Origin of the sequence: Thiocystis violacea, from assembly GCF_016583575.1 — a bacterium.
GTDB classification, from domain to species: domain Bacteria; phylum Pseudomonadota; class Gammaproteobacteria; order Chromatiales; family Chromatiaceae; genus Thiocystis; species Thiocystis violacea.
The window spans coordinates 48,762-65,231 of record NZ_NRRG01000009.1 but is presented as its reverse complement, the minus strand read 5'-3'; the positions used below and the strand labels follow the sequence as shown (position 1 = coordinate 65,231).

The window sequence follows — 16,470 nt, the reverse complement described above, 5'->3', positions numbered from 1 at the left end:
CATGCGCATCAAGCAACAGATGGGAATCGTCTTCAACCTGGATAAGTGCCTGGGTTGTCAAACCTGCACCATTGCGTGCAAGAACGTCTGGACCAACCGCGAAGGCGCGGAATACATGTTCTGGAACAACGTCGAGACCAAGCCCGGCGCGGGTTATCCCAAGCAGTGGGAGAACCAGGAGAAGTACCGGGGCGGCTGGAAGCAGGATCCGGAGGGCGACGCGCCCAAGCTCAATCAGGCGTCGCGCTTCTGGGAGATGATCAGTCTCTTCTACAACCCCGTGCTGCCGCAGATGAACGACTACTACGGCAAGGGACCCTTCACCTTCACCTACGAGGATCTGCACTCCGAGCAGCCGACCAAGTATTCGCAGCCGGTCGCGCGTCCCAAGTCGCAGATCACGGGCGAGGAGGACATCGAGCTGACCTATGGGGTCAACTGGGAGGACAACGGCGCCGGCACGCACGAGGAGGGGACCGGCTCGCTCGACTACAACTTCAGCGACATGACGCCGGAGGCCCGCAAGGCGCTGCTGAAGTTCGAGCAGTCCTTCATGATGTACCTGCCCCGCATCTGCAACCACTGCCTCAATCCGGGCTGCGTCGGCTCCTGTCCCTCGGGCGCCAACTACAAGCGCGAGGAGGACGGCGTGGTCCTCATCGATCAGGACCGCTGCCGCGGCTGGCGCTACTGCGTCTCGGGCTGTCCCTACAAGAAGACCTACTACAACTGGCGCACCGGCAAGTCGGAGAAGTGCATCCTCTGCTTCCCGCGTCTGGAGACCGGGCAGCCGCCCATGTGCTTCCAGGCGTGCGTCGGGCGCATCCGCTATCTGGGTCCCTTGCTCTATGACCTGGACCGGGTCGCCGAGGTCGCCAACACCAAGGACGAGAAGGACCTGGTGGCGCGCCACCGCGAGATCATCCTCGACCCCTTCGATCCGGAGGTCATCGCCGAGGCCAAGCGCCAGGGGGTCTCGGACAACTGGCTGGACGCCTGCCGCCGCTCGCCGGTCTACAGGATGGTCAAGGAGTGGGAGATCGCGCTGCCGCTGCATCCGGAATTCCGCACCCTGCCGAGCCTGTTCTACATCCCGCCGGAGAGTCCGGTGCAGACGGCCAAGCCGAACGCGCGCGGGACGCTCGACATGGTGAACGGCGGAACGGTGCTGCCGGACCTCAAGGAGTTCCGCATCCCGATCGAGTATCTGGCCCGTCTGCTGGCGGCCGGCAATACCGAGCTGGTCGAGACGGCGCTGCTGCGTCAGCTCGCGCTGCGCGAGTTCCGCCGGCAGGAGCGGGTGGAGGGCCGCACCGACGACAGCATCCTCAAGGCGGTCGGGCTGACCATCGAGCAGGCGCGGCACATGCATAGGCTGCTGTCCCTGGCGCATTTCCACGAGCGCTTCGTCATCGCCACCTCGCGCACCGAGGACACCGACAACGCGCCTTATCTGGAGCGCGGCTTCACCGGGTACGACCTCTTGGCTCCGGAACAGAGTCCCAAGCGGCGCACCTCCTTCCACGGCAACAAGATGGGTGTGGGGAGCTGACCATGAGCGCCGTCCGACTGACTGAATCCTTCGCGGAGGAACTGGGATCGACGGGGTCGGCGGGCTGGGATCTCGGGGCCATGTACGGGGTGATCGCGGAGCTGTTGCTCAATCCAGCCGTCCGGGATGCCGGACGGGTGGAGCGCGCCCTCGAAGCCCTGCCACGGACGCCGATGCGTGAGTGCATCGAGCGTTTCCTGGCCTCCCCAGCCGCGCACGACGTCGATGAATACACCCAGACCCTGGAGCTGACGCCGCCCTGTCCGCTCTATCTGGGGGCGCATCTCTACGACGAGCCCAACTCCTGCCGGGGCGCGGGGGCCTGCGGGCGCAACCAGTACATGATCGAACTCAAGGCCATGTACGAGCACTTCGGGTTCGACCTGGCGGGGGCGGAGCTGCCGGACTTCCTGCCGGTGATGATCGAGTTCTTGGCGATCAGCGCCGACCACCCGGAGCGCGACGGCATCGGTCTGCGACGACGCTTCGTCGACCAGTGTCTCCTGCCCGGCATTCCGCCGATGCGTAAGGCGCTCCAGAAGTACGAGAGCGTCTATGACCTGCTGATGGAGGCGCTGGAGTCGGTCGCGGAGGAGGACCAGGAGCGTCTTGCCGACGATCCGGTCTGGCTCGATCCGGAGGTCAAGGCGACCATCCCGGTGCGCATGGGTAGCCCGGCGGGAGCGCCGTCCTCTCAAGGTCTGTCACTGACAGGGTGGGAACGCTGATGAACGACTATCTTGGTTCGAGTTATCTGATCTGGGGCGTCTTCCCCTACGTGGCGCTGACGCTCTTCTTCGTGGTGCCCTTCATCCGCATGGTCTACCGACCCTTCGGCATGAGCACCCGCGCCAGCGGTATCTTTCTCGGCCGTGACATCCTGGGTCTGGCCGCGCACCTGCTGCACTGGGGCATCTTCCTGGTCTTCTTCGGCCACCTCGCCGGGCTGATCGGCGGCATCCTGGGGTGGGGAAGCTGGGTCGGGGCCTTCTTCTGGATGGCGACGCTCGGCGGCCTGGCCGCCATCACCGGCTCCATCATCGCCCTGGCGCGCCGGATCCAGGTGCCGGAGATGCGCGCCATGAGCCAGCCGGACGACTATGCCGTGCATCTCTTCCTGATCGCCATCCTCGGCATCGCCATCTATCAGGCGCTGGTGCACAAGATCTGGGGCGTGTCATTCACCGCCGGACCCTGGTTCGCGAGCCTCTGGCGCTTCTCGCCCCAGCCGGAGCTGATGGCCTCCGCGCCGCTGTTGACCAAGCTGCATGTGCTGCTGGCCTTCGCCTTCGCGGCCTACTTCCCCTTCACCAAGCTCATCCACGCCTGGACGCTGCCGGTGAACTATTTCGTCCGCCCCTATCAGGTGCTGCGCACGGCGGCGAAGAAGTTCCAGAACGGCTGGGTGCTCGGCTGCTGGGAGTTCAAGGGGGTTACGGACAAGTCCTATATGACCTATCTGGCCGCCGGCGTGCTCGCGGTGCTGGGCCTGATCGGCCTGACCCTGCCGGGACCGAACCTGGATGGGCTGGTGCAGGAGGCGCAGGCCAAGACGACCGCGGCGGAGCCATCGGAGGCGACGCCTGGTCGGACGGTGCTCGACGGCTATCCGCTCTATGTGAGTCAGTGCGCCCGCTGCCATGGACTCAAGGGGCATGGCGATGGCCCAGGGGCCAAGTCACCGACCTTCAGCGCCGTGCCGCGCGACCTCACCGCCGGACACTTCCAGTTCATCTCCACGAACAATGGGGTCGCGTCAGATGCCGATCTGCGACACGTCATCGTCAATGGACTGCACGGCTCCGGCATGCCCAATTTTGGCCGGCTCTCCGAGCGCCAGGTGGCGTCGCTGATCGAGACGGTGAAATTCCTCTGGCAGGATCGCCCCGCGCCGGGCGAGCGGATCGCCATCCCGGAGCGCCCGGCCACGACGGCGGCCATGATCGCCCAGGGCAAGCAGGACTACGCCAGCCTCTGCACCGTCTGCCACGGCGACAGCGGCGCGGGCGATGGCGTCCTGACCAAGCTCCGGACGGATGCCGCCGGTCACGTCATCCCGCCCCGCAATCTGCGCACCCAACCGCTGAAGGGCGGCGCCAGCCCGACGCAGTTGTACTACCGCATCGCCGCCGGGATGCCGCGCGCGAAAGGCGAATGGCTCATGCCCCACTACGCCGAGGTTGGACCGGAGCGGATCTGGGCGCTCATCGCCTATCTGGAGCACGACATCCTGCCGAGAAGCCAAATCGCGAGCGCCCAGCGGCGGTCGCCGTAGGATGGGCAGAGCGGAGCGATGCCCATCCTGTACGCTCGAAACGCAAGGATTGGGCCGAGCGCCGCGATGCCCATCGAACCGTGCCGATGTCATCCGGCACAAACCTGAATGCGCAGCGGCTGGAAAGATGGGCATCGCTTTCGCTCTGCCCATCCTACCTCGCTCAGTTCGCGCCGCGCGGTTCCTGTCGCTTTCCACCGTCGGGCGGAGAAACAAGCGACAACTTTCCGGTGGATGACCAAGCATGCAGCAGCCACAGTCAGAATGGTCCGGCACGCACATCGCCCGGGATTGGATCTCCGGTCTTTCACCGGCGTCTTTCGCGCTGGTCATGGCGACCGGCATCGTCTCGATGGCGGGCGAGGCACTCGGATTTCACCGGATCGCGATGGGGCTGTTGGCGCTGAACCTGGTCGCCTTCACGATCCTCTGGGCGATGACGCTGCTGAGACTGGTGTTGCACCCGGAACGCTTGCTGGCGGACCTGCGCACGCACTCCAAGGGACCCGGATATTTCACCATCGTCGCCGGGACCAGCGTCGTCGGCAGCCAACTCCTGATCCTGACGGACCAGGCGGACCTGGCAACAGGACTCTGGATGCTCGCGCTCGGCCTCTGGGGACTGATCAGCTACGCCTTCTTTACATCGGTCATCGTCCATCCGAGTAAGCCGTCCATCGAAGAGGGACTGAGCGGTGTCTGGCTGATCGCCTCGGTCGCCACCCAGTCCATCGCGGTGCTCGGCGCCCTCGTCGCCGAGCATTTCCCGACGCATCAGGAGGACATCCTCTTCCTCTGCCTCCTCTTCTACTTCATGGGCGGCATGCTCTACCTGAACATCATGGCCCTGGTCTTTCAGCGGCTCACCTTCCTGGCGGTCGAGCCCGGCAGCCTCACGCCGCCCTACTGGATCAGCATGGGGGCCACGGCCATCGCGACGCAGGCGGGCGCGACCCTGGTCCTGCACGCGGGGGAATCGCCACTGTTGCTGGAGCTGGCGCCCTTCATCAAGGGCTTCACGCTCTTCTTCTGGGCCGCCGGTACCTGGTGGATCCCGCTGTTGATCTGTCTGGCCGTCTGGACGCATTGGCGCAAAGGCGTGCCCCTCGTCTATACGCCGCTGTTCTGGGGCGCCGTCTTTCCGCTGGGGATGTACACCGTCAGTACGCATCATCTGGCGATGGCACTGGACATGGAGGTGCTGCGGGTGATCCCGGCCGTCACCATCTACGCCGCCTTCCTGGCCTGGGGACTGACCTTCTTCGGGCTCCTGCGGCGGCTCGTAAGCATCCTGCGGATGGTGACGCGGCTCGGCGCGTCTGGCCTCGGCCGCGAATGATGCATCAAGACCGCGTTCAGGATGGGATGCACTCTCTACTGGAGCAATCCCGCATGCATGAGATCCGTGGTTATTGCCCGCTCTGCATTTCGCGTTGCGGAGCCATTTCCAGCGTCGAGGACGGGCGCTTGATCGGGGTGCGTCCCGATCCCGAGCACCCGACCGGCGGCAGCTTCTGCATCAAGGGCCGGGCGGCCCCGGAGCTGGTGCACAGCGCGCGGCGACTGCTCCATCCGCTGATGCGCACGCGTCCGAAAGGGGAGGGCGACCCCGGCTGGCGGCGCGTCTCCTGGGAGGAGGCGCTGAGCTTCACGGCGGAGCGGATGCGCGCGAGCGCGGATCGGCATGGCGCGGAATCGGTCGTCTTCGGGGTCACCACGCCGAGCGGGACCGCCGTGGCGGACGCCTTCGGCTGGATTCATCGTCTGGCCCACGCCTTCGGCAGCCCGAACGTCCTCTTCGCGACCGAGAACTGTAACTGGCACAAGGATTTCGGCAGCGCCCTGACGTTCGGATCGAACATCGGCGTCCCGGACTTCGAGCACACCGGCTGCATGCTCTTCTGGGGGTTCAATCCGTCCACCTCCTGGCCCGCCTTTGCGCGGGAGGCGGCGCGGACCCGGCGGCGCGGCGCGCGGCTGGTCGTGGTCGATCCCCGCCGGGTCGGACTCGCGGCGGCCGCCGACCAGTGGCTCGCGGTGCGCCCTGGAACCGACGGTATCCTGGCGCTCTCGATCGCCGGTGAAATGATCGAGAACGGCTGGTACGACGCGCAGTTCATCGCGCACTGGTCGAATGGACCGCTGCTGGTGCGCGCCGATAACGGTCGCTTCATACGCGGCGATGGCGACACCCTGATGGTCTGGGATTCCGGCCGGCAACGGCCGTTGGCCTATGATCCGGCCAGTGGCCGCTATCCCGACGGGTCGCCGGAGCGCGCGGCGTTCTTCGGGGACAGGGTGGTGCGGGTGCGCGGCCTTCCGGTGCGCTGTCGGCCGGCCTTTCAGTGTCTGGCCGAGCGCTGCGCCCAGTATCCGCCAGCGCGCGCGGCGGCCCTCTGCGGCCTTCCCGAGGAGCAGATTCGCGAGACCGCGCGCCTCCTGCATACGTCCGGACCCGTCAGCTTTTTCCATTGGGCCGGGATCTGCCAGCAGGTGGACGCGACTCAAACCGCCCGCGCGATCGGGCTGCTCCATGCGCTGGCCGGCGACTTCGGGGCTCGCGGTGGCAACCGGCGTTTCGCCGCGCCGCCGCTCAATGACATCATGGGCCTGGATCTGCTGCCGCCGGAGCGGCTCGGCATGACCCTGGGGCAAGCGGAGCGGCCGCTCGGTCCGCCCGCCAGGGGCTGGGTCACGAGTCGGGATTTCGCCCGCGCGGTGCTCGACGCCGAACCCTACCCGGTGCGGGGTCTGCTGAGCTTCGGCGCCAATCCGCTGCTCACCAAACCCAATACGCCGACCCTGGTACCGGCCTTGCGCGCCCTCGACTTCTATGTCCACGCGGATCTGTTTCTCAACCCCACGGCGGACGACGCCGATCTGGTGCTTCCGGTGGCCTCGCCCTGGGAGCGCGATGGCCTGGCGGCCGGATTCCAGCTCGGTGAGCGAGGCTCGGCCTGGTTGCAGTACCGCCAAGCGGTGCTGCCGCCGATGGGCGAGAGCCGGTCGGATACCGCCATCGTCTTCGCGCTCGCCGAGCGGCTTGGTCTGGGAGACCGCTTCTTCGACGGCGACCAAGGGGCGGGGCTGCGTCATCAGATCGCCCCGACCGGGATCTCGCTTGAGGAGTTGGAGCGCCATCCCGAGGGGTTGCCGCTGCCGCTCGTGACGGAGGATCGCCCCTATCGACGCCATGGCTTCGCAACCCCGACCCGCCGACTCGAACTCTATTCGGAGGCGTTGCTGGACGCGGGGCAATCCCCGCTTCCGACGTTCGAAATCGACCAGCTACCCCTGAGCGCTACCTACCCACTGCGGCTCACCACGGCGAAGTCGCCCTATTACTGCCACAGTCAACAGCATGCCTTGCCAGCGCTGCGCGGCAAGCTGCCCGAGCCGCTGGTCGAGCTGGGTCCGGAGCTGGCCGAACGCGAGGGTATCTCGGAAGGGGATTGGGTTCGGATTCGGTCAGCGGTCGGGTCGATGCGCGCGCGTGCCCGCATCACCGCCGGGCTCGCGGCCGATAGCCTCTGCGCGCAGTACGGGTGGTGGGAGTCCTGCCCGGAGCTCGATTTGCCGGACTACGCCATCGATCGCTTCAACTACAACGCGCTGATCGACGACGCAGGTTTCGATCCTGCCAGCGGCTCCAACGCGATGCGCGGGTATCCCTGCGCGATCGCGCGCGATGTCCCAACTTCAACACCGGCTAGCGAACGGGGAGTCTTGCCATGAACCCATTGCATTCGATCAAAGGTGTCTGGATCGCCGGCCTGCTTCTCTCGGCCCTGCTCGCCATGATCGTCCATCTCTTCAGCGGCGACGGGCTGCTGGATTTCGACGAGCTGGCCTTGGTGCGCTGGGCGCACATCCTCGCCGGCATCCTTTGGGTCGGGCTGCTCTATTACTTCAACTTCGTCCAGATGCCCGCGATCGCGGCGGCTACCGCCGATCCGGGCGGACCGGGACCGGCCGCGATCGGCAAGTACATCCTGCCCAGGGCGCTGCTCTGGTTCCGCTGGGCGGCACTGGCGACCTGGCTGACCGGCGCCTGGTATCTGGCCCGCACCGATCAGTTGCTCGCCGCCTTCACCCTGGGTCTGAGCCGCGGCGGCGACACCGCCTACGGACTGCCCATGGGGATCGGCGTCTGGCTGGGGACGATTCTGCTGATCAACGTCTGGTTCGTGCTCTGGCCGAATCAGAAGAAGGTCATGGGGCTCGCGAAATCGGAAGGCGAGGCGGATCTCGCCCGGGCCAAGCGCACCATCGCCACCGTGGCGCGGATCAACGCCGTGCTCTCCATTCCCATGCTGATGTTCATGGTCGCGGCCGGACACGGGGTCGCGCTCTGATGGCTCCGCGCCGCAACCGAGCGACCCGCGAGAGCGCCCGGAATCGGCATGACTTAGGTCAAGGAAGGCGCCCCAGGGCGAACCGAAAATCCAGGTCATGGTCGGCCGCGCAATGACGTTCCTGTCGTTGTGGATCACCCGCCAATCCCAAATCCACGAGGAGCGTCCATGTCCGCTAACTCCGCCATCACCGACACCTTGACCGCGGATCACCGCCGCTGCGATCGGTTACTCGCCGCCCTGGACGTTTCCGGACGTTCGGTCGATTGGTCCTGGGTCGTGCGCGAGACCGAGACCTTCTGTCAGGCAACGGAGCAACATTTTCTCTTCGAGGAAGAGGTCCTGTTCCCGCCCCTGGAGGACGTCTCGCCGCTCGCGACCGGTCCCACCGAGATGATGCGCCAGCAGCACGCGCAGATCCGCCAGCTCATGGAGGATCTGACAGAGGCCGCGCGCCTTGGGGATGCCGCCGACTACGCGGGCCTCAGCGAGACGCTCCACTTCCTGATCCAACAGCACAACGCCAAGGAGGAAGGCATCCTCTATCCGCTCGCGGATCGTGCCCTGGGCGAGGAGGGCGCGACGCTGGTTGCGCGGCTCGGGGCCTAAACCGCCATGGACCGCCGGCTCGATGTCTCCGACTTGCCGCCGCCCGAGCCGCTGGAGCGCACCTTGGACGCGCTGGCGTTGCTCCCCGCCGGGGATCCGCTGGTCCTGCGTCATCGTCGTCAGCCTTATCCGCTCTATGACCTGCTCGGACGCATGGGCTATCGCTGGGAGGTGACGGGCGCCGAGGGTGACTGGCACATTCTCATCGAGCCGGTCGACGCGGCCAGGGCCGTCAGGGCCGCCCCCTCATGATCACGATGGCCGATCTCAGCCTGGATCAGACACCGCCACTCGATCTTCCGCTGCGGCTGTTCCTGACCGCGCCGCTGTTCGCGGCCTCGGCCGGCGCCGTCCTGATGATCGACGCCGGTGCCATGATCGCGACGCGCTGGAGTCCTTCCGCGCTGGCCGCGACGCACCTCATCACCCTCGGTTTTCTCGGCCAGGTCATGATTGGCGCGCTGCTACAGATGCTCCCCGTGCTCGGCGGGGTGCCCGTGCCCGCGGTTCGGCGCGTCGCGACCAGCGTTCATCTGTTGCTCGCGCTCGGTGCGGCGCTGCTCGCCCTTGGCTTCCTCGGCGGCGGCGCGGCGGCCCTGGCGAGCGGTGCCGCCGCGGCGGGACTCGGCCTCGCGGTCTTCGGTTTGGTCACGCTGATGGCGCTTTGGCGCGCCCGCCACGCCCACGCCAGCCCGCGCGGCTTTCCGCTGGTTGGGCTCGCCCTGCTGGCGACCGTCGCCATCGGCCTCGTGCTGACGCTCGCGGTGATGAGGCGCGTCACCTTGCCGCGACTGCTGGACTGGGTTCAGGTCCACGTCGCCTGGGGGCTCTTCGGATGGGTCGGACTCCTGATCTTGATCATCGGCTTCCAGGTGGTACCGCTGTTTCACGTCACCCCTGCCTATCCACGCTGGATGACCCGGGCGCTGGTGCCGACCCTCTTTCTGGCGCTGTGTGTGATCACCGCCCTGCCGCTACTCGCGCCCGCCGTCGGCTCCGCGATGGGGCGCGCGACGCATGGCGTGATCGCGGTTGGCTTTTCGCTGTTCGCGCTGACCACCTTGATCCTGCAAGCGCGGCGCGCACGCGCCAAACTGGACGCGACCCTCCTGCACTGGTGGATCGCGATGGGTGCGGTGCTGGCGGCCGTGCTCGCCTGGCCGCTGGGGGCTTCGGACCAGCTCATGGGTCTCTGGCTCCTGATCGGGGTCGGCGTCGGCCTCCCAAGCGGGATGCTGCTCAAGATCGTCCCCTTTCTCTGCTGGCTTCATCTGCAAACACGGCAGCTCGCGCTGGGCAAGCGGAGGGTCCGCCTCCCGCACTTGCAGCAATTGATCCCGAATGGTCCGGCGCGCGTCCAGGTGGCGCTCCATGGCTCCGGCCTGCTGTTGGCGAGCCTGGGATTCATCTATCCGCCAGCCGCGCACGTGGGCGGCGCGGTCCTGGCGCTCGCCGCGCTTTGGCTTCTGGCGCTGCTGGTGGGGGCGACACTGCGCTATCGCGCGGCGTTCGCGAGATTGACGGTCGCCGACTCGGACCAGCGCACTGCCTAAATCCTGTAACGCGGACCGCCCATTCGGTCTCGATGGAAAGCATCACGATGATAAACCCCTCGAAATCCGGTCGCGCTGGACCCCGGATCCGGCAAGAGCAGCGCACCATCGACGCCATGCTCGGCATCTACTGTCAGGATCATCACGGCGGCGGTCGCGGACTCTGCGACGACTGCGAGCAACTGCGCCTCTATGCGCACCAGCGCCTTAACGCCTGTCCTTTCCAGGAGCAGAAGCCGGTCTGCAACCGCTGCGAGGTCCACTGCTACAGTCCGTCGCGGCGCGAGCGGGTGCGTGACGTCATGCGCTACGCCGGGCCGCGCATGCCGCTGCGGCATCCTTGGCTCGCTCTGCTCCACATGCTCGACAAGCTCAGGCGGGTGCCGAGCCTGGCGCCGTTGCGCGCCCGGACCAAACGCGGGGCGGCGGCGGATTCTGGAGCAGGCGGGGAAAAGCGCTCAAAGCCTTGACGGACTCGGCTCGAAACCTGATGGAGGCCAACCATGCGTTCGATCCTGATCCAAACCGAGCCGCTCGACACCGCCCGCGCCAATCCGCGAGTTGATCGAACACAAGGCCGCCCGAGGGTGCCCTCCTTGTTGGAGGCGACACCGCGTCTTAGCGCTCCAGGCCAGCGTCAGCGGGTCTCGGCAGGATCGGCAACGTTTCCGCCCACCCTTGCGCCTCGGCCTCCTGATTGGCCCCGCCGACCGTTTGGACGTCGCTCAAATCCTCCAGACGCGCCTGCGTGCGATTGTCCTGTCCTTCGGTCAACGCCTCGAACGTCATCCGATCAGAGGGAGTGAGGATGATGTCGGCCGCTGTCAGCATCTGGAGCCATTCCCCAAGATCGATGGCGCTCCAGTTGACGCGGGCCAGGGCCGTGATCCCAAGGCCCGCGCAGTTGGGGGCTTGGGCGCGGCCATAACCCGGACCGATCTGTCCCCGGATCTGCTCATTGAGGAGGCGCGACAACGGGGTATTGAAACAGCAATAACTGTCGCGCGATTCGATGCAGGCCCCGAAGAGGTTCTTTTTACAGTACGACCCCACGCGATGGCAGGCTTTCAGTTCGCGTTGCACACCGAGGGTGAATTCGTCCTCGGTGCACTCCCAGATGAGCTGGATCAGGATCATGACGATGGTGTAGATCAGGTAGGCCCACATCACAGACAGCATCACCGTTCCGATCATCCCGCCCAACTGGATGTTCGCGGCGATCAGGGTGCCGTCGGCGCCCACGGCGGCTCCGCCCCCCGCCGCATTGACGAACAGTGCATTGGCGGCCTGTGGCCCGAAGACCTGCGCGGTCCATTGCGCGGTCTGCCGCATGAGCTGCTGCTTGAAGGCGCTGATCACACCCTCCTTGGCCGCTTCCGTGGTCGCCGCCGCCGTGTGGCCCGTGAGGTTATTGACCGCCGAGGTAAAGCCGTCCTTGACCGCCGCCCAGGTATCGACCAGCGGCGAACGCAGGGTTTCCCAGGCGCCAAATCCCGGGGTGACCGCGCCGGCGCTATGGAGTGAGAGGATGACGCTGTCGAGCTTGGCGATGGCGAACATCAGTCGCAGATAGTGGCCCAGGGAGATCCCTTCCGGGCGTTCGCAGCAATTGACGATCCCGCCCACCGCCCGTTTGCACTCCAGGTCCGTCCCCTTGAAGACCTCGCAGGTGCCGGTGGAGCAGTCCCCATCGAGCGCCAGGATCTCGGCGGCATGCAAGGCCGCGACCGCCGTGCCGAAATCGTCCGACTGCTCGGGGGCGAAGGTCACGCAGTCGTCGCCCAGGCAGCGAATCTCGCCGCCGCAATTGAGGTCCGAGACGCGCGTGGTGTGGGCGATGGTTTCGTCGCGGCCGCAATCGTAGACCAACTGGTCGACATAACAGACGCCCGTGGCCCCGGTCGCCGCCTCGGCGCACTGACGACTCACCCGTCGGCACTGGGGGTTGGCGTCAAGCGTGGCGCAGTTGTCCTGATCGCCCGGATTGTCCGGGGCATGCGTGACCCCATCGGGGGCGGTCCAGCCGTCCATCGGGCCTTCATTGAAGCTGGTACAGTCCAGCGCGACGTGCACCGCCAGGCAGGCCGCCCCGATCCCGGAAAAGACCTCCCAGGGTTCGTCGCCGGTGACCCCATGATAGGGTGGCGCCACCAGTTCTCCGCCGCAGAGTTCCCCGCCGGGGACCGCCACGCAATCGGCCCCGGCGTGGCTGGTACAGGTGATCGTGCTGCGACAGAACCCATCCTTCACCCGCTCGAGGCCGCTGGGACAGACGGGCGACCAGGTCCAGTCGTCCTGCGTTTTGACCACGCGGCGGGTATGGCCGACGATGATCGCCTCCCCGGTCTCGGGATCCGTGCCCCACACCGGATCCCAGAACACTTGAGCGACCAGGGTACGGCTCGCCGCGCAGCTCAGCTTCGGTTGCGCCTTATCCGCGATCAGGCAGGCTTCATAGACCGGGACGTGCACGGTGCGCGGCTGGTTGAGAAAGGACACCTCCCAGGTGCAGTCGCCATAGGTGGACGCGAAGGTGTCGAGCGACAACAGGGTCGCATCGGTCGTCCCCCACAGCGGATCGCTCGCCAGATCCGGGCGCGCTCGATCCACGGGCGCGACCAGCGTTTGATACGCCTGCTCGGTCTTGGAGGCCGCCTCGAAGGGCGTGTTCACCAACGCCTGTTGGGCCTCGACACCCGCGGCTGGCAACGCCGCCGGATCGTCGGACAGCGCCGTCCAATCCGCCAGATCACCCGCGTCGGCACCGGGGAACAGCGTCCGATAGTCCTCGGGATGGTCGAAGGGGGCGAGGCGGGTCGGATCGCTCCCCAACGCGACCCCGAGCGACTGACCGTCCGTTGCCGACGACCCAAAGAGGTCGTCGCCCCAGACCAGCGCCCAGGGCGTCCAGGCGACCGTGATCGCCAACAGCCCGCACAGGGCGCGGCGGGCACACGCCGCCCGCGTGACGGCGTTACAGGAAGGTGAGACAGCAGTCATGCCAGCGCCAGATCAGATACAGATGATCCTCGCCCACGCCAGGGACGTTGCGCCCCAACCCCCAGCGCAATTCGCTCTCGCCGATCACATGGTTGGAATCGACTTCCGGGCGCGGATAGAACTGCGAGAGTCGGTATTGGGACTTGGGCAACAGGAGGGCGAGGGGCGCCTCGCAGAGGGCCTCGCTACCCAGCGTGCGTCGCGCCAGTCCCCGTCGATGTAGGGCGGCCAGCACCCGCGCGCTTGCCAGACTCATCTCGGCGGGGCGTCCGTTGAGCGTCGGCACGCGCCCGGTAAAGGGATAGAGACCGCCCCAGGCCCCGGCGCACCAGAACAACGCATCGAGGGGCTGCTGCGCCGTGGTCGCGGAGGCCGCCTCGACCAGGCAGGCGGCCTGTGCGACGGGATTGGCGACGAAGGCGGCCTCGGGATTGGTGAAGAACGCCAGTTCGTCGTTGTTCCAGGTCGGATCCAGCTCGGAGAGATAGAGCAGGTCGATGTCGGTGAGATGATCCGGATTGCAGCGCTCCGGGAAGAACAGATCGAGCATGATCAGGACCGGAAAGGCGTAATAGTGGTAGTTGTAAAAGGCCTTGTCCGAGCCGTCGTACTGCGCCTGCCCCGGCGTGCCCAGGGTGCGCATGGTACCCAGATCGAGGCGCGCGCCGCCCAGCGCGGGCAGGCAACCCGGCACGCGCACCAACTCCACGAGGCGCGCCGGCTCCCAGAGACTGATGACCAGGCCGGGACTGGGAAGGCCCAGCGGATCCGGGCAGCTACAGAAGGCTTGATTGGCCGCGCCGCTGGGAACCGGACCACCGCCGATCGGCACCCCCGCGATCCGCACCGGAAACAGACAGGCCCAGCAGATGTCGGTGATGAGCTTCGGTCCCAGCAGTTGCGCATCGGGACAGGCAGCCGAGCTGGCGGCCCCCGGGATCGGGGGCGCCAGGAGGGCCAGCAGGAGCCAGGCGCCGACCGACCGAACGCGCCCTGAGCGGATGGACCGCAGAGGCATCTTCAATCCTCCGGCGGCCATTCCGTGACGACGAAGACCCCGTCGCGCGTGTCGACCCGGCTCGGCACCCGTTCGATGCCGAAGCGGGCCTGGACGTCGGGCGTCAGTCGATAGAGCGACTCGCCCACGGCCGCCTGGACGGCGCGAAAGCCCTCCCAGCCGGCCTGACGGTCCAGTTGCGTGGCCAGGTAGAGCGGTAGCCGCCCCTCGGCGCGACTCGCCGGCCCCCGCCGGGCGACGTCGGCCACCTGGCGCGGATCGCTGGCATCGAAGATGAACAGGCGCTGGCGAAAGGGCAGGACGTCGAGCGGATTGATCCGCGCGCCGGCCTTGATGACGCGCGTGCCGTCCGGCAGCACGACATCCGCGCGGGCGGTCACCGTCAGATCCAACCGTCGCTCACGGACCGTCTCGGCGCGTGGCAAGGCGGGGAAGGGCGTCCGTTCCCAGTAGCGCGCCAGGGCCGCCTCGCGCTTGGCGTCCCAATCGATGGTCGCCAGACGCCGCGGCAACTCCTCGATCAGATCAGGTTCGCTGATGGCCACGACGGGACCGCGCACCCCCAAATCGCCGCGTTCGCCCCGGCGTACGCGCTCCAAGAGCCAATCCGGGTTATTCAGGCCGGTGACCCGCGCCAGTTCCTCGCCCGCCCCATTGGTTACGATCAGGGTCGGCGCGAGGTCGACCGTCGGGGTCTGGAAGGCGCGCGGATCGAGCTCCACGGTCGGGATCGCGGCATCGGCGTCCTGGGCGGCGCCGCGCAAGCGGTGATGGAGGCCACGGATGAAGTCCGCTAGGGATTCGTCCGGTGCCACGCCGCGAAACACCAGACGCACGTCCGGGCGGCCGGCGGCGAGCGTGAACAGCTCGCGGAGCGCCGACTCGCCCAAGGCCCGCGAGACCAGCAGGGTGGCCTTCAAGGTGGGAACCGTGACGAAGGTCTCGGACGAAGCGGCGGATCCTGGGGAAGCTCCGACCGCGCTGGGCGAAAGCGCGGGAGCCGTGGGGCGTGGGAGAAGGGCCTCGGCCTGTAACCGGTGCCTCCAGGCCTCCCGCTGTTGCGTCTGGGCCTCGAGCCAGGCCGGACGGGGGGCCGTCAGGGCCGCCTCCTGCAGACGCACCGTCCGATCGCGCAGGGCCGGCTCGGGCAACGTTCCCTCGGCCAGGACCGCTCCGATCAGGCCCACCCCGAGCCAGCCGATCCAGCGTCCCCTAAAACAGCACATAGACTTTTCCGAGCATCCGGTCCATCGGTAGAAAGCCCCAATAGCGGGAATCGAAACTGTTGACGGTCTCGCCCAGCATCCAGAAATGATCGACCGGTACCCGCTCGTGGCGGATGAAGCTCCCCGGATCGCGGTGGAGCGCCGGCGCCAGGGCCAAGCCCCTGGCCATCGCCAGGCCGTTGATGCGGGTCTCCAGGGGCGTGACGCTCACCCAGTCGCCCGGTACCCCGGCGGCCCGTTTGACGAACAGCCGGCCCTCGAAGAAGGGGACGCCAACGCCGCGCGCGTGAAACGCCACCAGATCCCCCTGTCGGACATCCTCGGGACCAGCCTGGGTGTCGATCACAAACAGCCAGGAGGCCCCCAGCAGGCAGCCCCGTTCCTGCAGGTCGATGCCCAGACGGTAACGAGAGGCCGCGTAGGCCCCCAGGGCGAGCGTGAGCGTCAAGGCCAGCCCGGCCAGCAAGGCCCAGCGCCAGGACAGACGGGCCAGCGCGGCTTGTCCGTCTCGCCACCACCGCGGATGGATCGCCTTAAGGTGTCGCACGCGGTACCTCCGCCTCGTTCACCAGCAGCGCGGGTGGCGTCGCCAGCACCGCGTTACGCTCCAGCACCAGGACGCCTTGGGCCGCGAGGCGTTCGGCGGCTTGGGTATAGGCGCGCAGCCGCGCCGGCAGGTCCGCCAGCGCGGCCGAGCGCGCCGGCGCCGACAGATCCAGGACCATCACCGGCGGGCGCAGCCACAACGCCGTGTCCAGTTGACGCTGGAGCCACCAGAGCGTGAGGGCGCTGACGACACTGGACACCAGCAGGGCGACCAGCAGGACCGTCCCGACACCCAGGCCCGGCACGGAAGCCGGGCGTGACGGCGTCATCGGAGCC

Annotated in this window: 15 protein-coding genes; 10 read left to right on the top strand and 5 right to left on the bottom strand. The window is 67.3% G+C overall.

Going from position 1 to position 16,470, the window contains the following annotated elements; all coding sequences use genetic code 11:
* Window position 1 precedes the first annotated feature (1 nt).
* From narH to CKO27_RS06670, 10 genes are all read left to right on the top strand, one after another.
* Window positions 2-1,552 (top strand): nitrate reductase subunit beta, encoded by a 1,551-nt coding sequence (gene narH / locus CKO27_RS06715; protein ID WP_200374101.1) that lies wholly within the window; start codon window positions 2-4, stop codon window positions 1,550-1,552.
* 2 nt (window positions 1,553-1,554) lie between these two features.
* Window positions 1,555-2,280, top strand: a complete 726-nt coding sequence (locus CKO27_RS06710; protein WP_200374100.1) for a nitrate reductase molybdenum cofactor assembly chaperone — start codon at window positions 1,555-1,557, stop codon at window positions 2,278-2,280.
* The gene (locus tag CKO27_RS06705; protein ID WP_200374099.1) at window positions 2,280-3,827 is read left to right on the top strand and encodes a respiratory nitrate reductase subunit gamma; all 1,548 of its coding nucleotides are present in this window, start codon (window positions 2,280-2,282) and stop codon (window positions 3,825-3,827) included. The genes CKO27_RS06710 and CKO27_RS06705 overlap by 1 nt, the downstream gene beginning before the upstream one ends.
* A 244-nt stretch (window positions 3,828-4,071) precedes the next feature.
* Entirely contained in the window at window positions 4,072-5,166 is a 1,095-nt protein-coding gene (locus tag CKO27_RS06700; protein ID WP_200374098.1) for a tellurite resistance/C4-dicarboxylate transporter family protein, read from the top strand.
* Window positions 5,167-5,219: 53 nt separating this feature from the next.
* Window positions 5,220-7,562, top strand: coding sequence for a molybdopterin-containing oxidoreductase family protein (locus CKO27_RS06695; RefSeq protein ID WP_200374097.1), 2,343 nt, complete (start codon window positions 5,220-5,222; stop codon window positions 7,560-7,562).
* Window positions 7,559-8,182 (top strand): hypothetical protein, encoded by a 624-nt coding sequence (locus tag CKO27_RS06690; protein ID WP_242470773.1) that lies wholly within the window; start codon window positions 7,559-7,561, stop codon window positions 8,180-8,182. Before CKO27_RS06695 ends, CKO27_RS06690 begins: the two co-directional genes overlap by 4 nt.
* 168 nt (window positions 8,183-8,350) lie before the next feature.
* Complete coding sequence (locus CKO27_RS06685) at window positions 8,351-8,791, top strand: hemerythrin domain-containing protein (protein WP_200374096.1); 441 nt, start codon at window positions 8,351-8,353, stop codon at window positions 8,789-8,791.
* Between the two features lie 6 nt (window positions 8,792-8,797).
* The gene (locus CKO27_RS06680; protein WP_200374095.1) at window positions 8,798-9,043 is read left to right on the top strand and encodes a DUF2249 domain-containing protein; all 246 of its coding nucleotides are present in this window, start codon (window positions 8,798-8,800) and stop codon (window positions 9,041-9,043) included.
* Complete coding sequence (locus tag CKO27_RS06675; protein WP_200374094.1) at window positions 9,040-10,344, top strand: hypothetical protein; 1,305 nt, start codon at window positions 9,040-9,042, stop codon at window positions 10,342-10,344. The genes CKO27_RS06680 and CKO27_RS06675 overlap by 4 nt, the downstream gene beginning before the upstream one ends.
* Before the next feature lie 47 nt (window positions 10,345-10,391).
* Window positions 10,392-10,814 (top strand): nitrous oxide-stimulated promoter family protein, encoded by a 423-nt coding sequence (locus CKO27_RS06670; RefSeq protein ID WP_200374093.1) that lies wholly within the window; start codon window positions 10,392-10,394, stop codon window positions 10,812-10,814.
* Between the two features lie 148 nt (window positions 10,815-10,962).
* Here the strand turns inward: CKO27_RS06670 and traN are convergent, their stop codons facing one another.
* From traN to CKO27_RS06645, 5 genes are read right to left on the bottom strand one after another with little or no spacing between them, the layout of a single operon-like run.
* On the bottom strand, window positions 10,963-13,344 hold the full coding sequence (traN, locus tag CKO27_RS06665) for a conjugal transfer protein TraN (protein WP_200374092.1): 2,382 nt from the start codon (window positions 13,342-13,344) through the stop codon (window positions 10,963-10,965).
* On the bottom strand, window positions 13,319-14,362 hold the full coding sequence (locus CKO27_RS06660; RefSeq protein ID WP_200374091.1) for a TraU family protein: 1,044 nt from the start codon (window positions 14,360-14,362) through the stop codon (window positions 13,319-13,321). Before CKO27_RS06660 ends, traN begins: the two co-directional genes overlap by 26 nt.
* 2 nt (window positions 14,363-14,364) lie before the next feature.
* Window positions 14,365-15,588: a TrbC family F-type conjugative pilus assembly protein gene (locus CKO27_RS06655; RefSeq protein ID WP_200374090.1), complete on the bottom strand. Its 1,224-nt coding sequence runs from the start codon at window positions 15,586-15,588 to the stop codon at window positions 14,365-14,367.
* Entirely contained in the window at window positions 15,575-16,135 is a 561-nt protein-coding gene (gene lepB, locus CKO27_RS06650; RefSeq protein WP_200374089.1) for a signal peptidase I, read from the bottom strand. The genes CKO27_RS06655 and lepB overlap by 14 nt, the downstream gene beginning before the upstream one ends.
* Window positions 16,122-16,463, bottom strand: coding sequence for a hypothetical protein (locus CKO27_RS06645; protein WP_200374088.1), 342 nt, complete (start codon window positions 16,461-16,463; stop codon window positions 16,122-16,124). Before CKO27_RS06645 ends, lepB begins: the two co-directional genes overlap by 14 nt.
* Window positions 16,464-16,470 lie beyond the last annotated feature (7 nt).